Origin of the sequence: Flavobacterium sp., assembly GCF_043720215.1 — a bacterium.
Classification (GTDB): Bacteria; Bacteroidota; Bacteroidia; order Flavobacteriales; family Flavobacteriaceae; genus Flavobacterium.
Window position 1 is genome coordinate 1 of record NZ_JAYSSZ010000020.1, and the last position, 2,263, is coordinate 2,263.

The 2,263-nt window shown below is 29.8% G+C and carries 2 protein-coding genes; both read left to right on the forward strand.

Features of this window, described 5'->3' with window-relative positions; translation table 11 throughout:
- A partial coding sequence (locus ACHZC3_RS00925; RefSeq protein ID WP_394757998.1) for an ATP-binding protein occupies positions 1-1,917 on the forward strand: 1,917 nt, incomplete at its 5' end.
- On the forward strand, positions 1,917-2,263 hold a 347-nt coding region (locus ACHZC3_RS00930), incomplete at its 3' end, for a response regulator (protein WP_394757999.1). The genes ACHZC3_RS00925 and ACHZC3_RS00930, both read left to right, overlap by 1 nt.

Genomic DNA, 2,263 nt, shown 5'->3' on the forward strand with positions numbered 1-2,263 from the left:
AATGGAGTGGTTTTTGTAAAAGAAATTCCAGCCAAAGAAAATACTACCAAAGCCTATTTACATCAAGTAGAAAACTATAAAAAAGATAAAAATTATTTAACTGTTTTTTACAAATATTATAACCAACAAATTGCAGCACATAACTACATAAATGCTGCGGAAATTTTAGATATAGCTTGTGTATATCTTGCCGATTCATATGATTATAACGAAGTTTTTTTGGCAACCATTAATGAATTTAATACAAAATATAGGAAAGAAGTTCCAGCACTAAAAACCACTTTTGTAGATGCCTATTTGGCTCATTATTATGAAGACAAGTCTAATCTAAAAAAAGCAGCGGAATATCATAAAAATATAACATTGCTAGAGCCTAACGACTACAAAAGCTGTTACAAAACTGCAAGAGCTTATTATGATTTGTCCTATATTTATTACATCATGGGCAAGCAAAACTTGAGTTTAGTGGCCAACCAAAAATCGTTTGAATATTTCACAAAAATAAATAACCCAAAGGGTTTTGCATTTGTTTACTCTAATTATGCTAACATTTATACGGCCATTGGTGATAAAAAAAGAGCCATAAAAAATGCTGATCTTGCCATAAAGACATACAAAAGTATCGATAATACTTATAATGTTTATATTGGGTTAATTAACAAAATAGCCATTTATGATTTTATGAATGACTCCCGAAAAACTGCACTTATCGATTCTACCTACCAAGCCTTTAATCATAGTACCGAAGATGGTAAAATATTAAAACTAAAAATATTTGATTACAAAATTGAAAATTTAGTCCAAGCAAATAAATTGCCCGAAGCAAAAAAGGTAATTGATGAATTAAAACCAATTGTCGAAGAAATAAATTCCGATGATTTAACAAATGAATACAAAGTAGCAATAGCTCAATATGAAATAAAAAAGAACCCAAATTATTCCGATTTTAAAGATATAAAAACAGCTTTACCAACACTAATAACCAATCAGCAATACGAAAAAGTTAATATGTTTTACGGAGTATTGCAAACAAGTGCTTTGCAAAACAATGATTTTAAAAATGCCTTTGCTATCGAGAAAGACAAACGAATAATTGCCGATAGCATAGCAGATATTGCAACTAGAGAAAAAATAGCTGAACTAGAAACTATTTACGAAACCGAAAAAAAAGAACAACAAATTACACTTCAGAAAACAACAATTTTAAATAAAAATACGACAATAGCACTTTTAGCGTCATTGTTTTTAGGATTGTTTCTAACCGTTGTGGTTTACATTACCCGACAAAAACAGAAAAAATTAAAATTAGAAAAGCAAAACGTGCAACAATATACCAAACAATTACTCGAAAAAACCGAAGAAGAACGCAAACGTATTGCCAGCGATTTGCACGATAGCGTAAGTCACGAATTGTTAAGTTTAAAAAATTCGTTTGAAGAAAAAAACGATATTACGAATACTAAAATAGATTCAATTATAAACGATATCCGTATTATTAGTAGAAATTTACATCCAATAATGTTTGACAAAATAGGATTAAAAGCAAGTGTTGAACAACTAATAGAAAGAGCTCAGTCAGTAAATGATTTTATGGTAACGGCTGATGTTGAATATAACGAATCGCTATCAACTGCTGATGAATTACAAGTGTATCGAATTATTCAGGAAGCGTTATCCAATATTATAAAATATGCCAATGCAGTTGCGGCAAAAATTACTATTCAAGAAAAAAATAATAGTATTTTCATCGAAATTAAAGACAACGGTAAAGGATTTAATGTTTCTGAAAAACTAAACGGAAAAAATGCGTTTGGTTTGCACAATATCATCGAAAGAAGTAGAGCTATAGGTGGCGAAGCAAAAATAAATTCAGATACAAACGGAACTGTTATCTCCATTGAAATTAAAAAACAATAATGAAAATACTAATTGCAGACGATCATCCATTTACACTACAAGGAACAAAAAGCTTTGTCGAATCTTACGGTTACAAAATAACAGATACCTGTTCTAATGGAGTTTCAGCTTTAAATTTAATTACACTTCATCAACCTGATATTGCTATTTTAGATATAAATATGCCAGGACTCGATGGCTTAGATGTGGCAAAAAAAGTACAAGAAAGCAAAATTAAAACCAAAATAATTTTGCTTACCATGCACAAAGAAATGACTATTTATAAAAAAGCCACAGAATTAGACTGCCCCCAAAAAGTTAGACACTATTTGGGGGTATTTTTATGGAAAGAAAAGTCAAATATGAT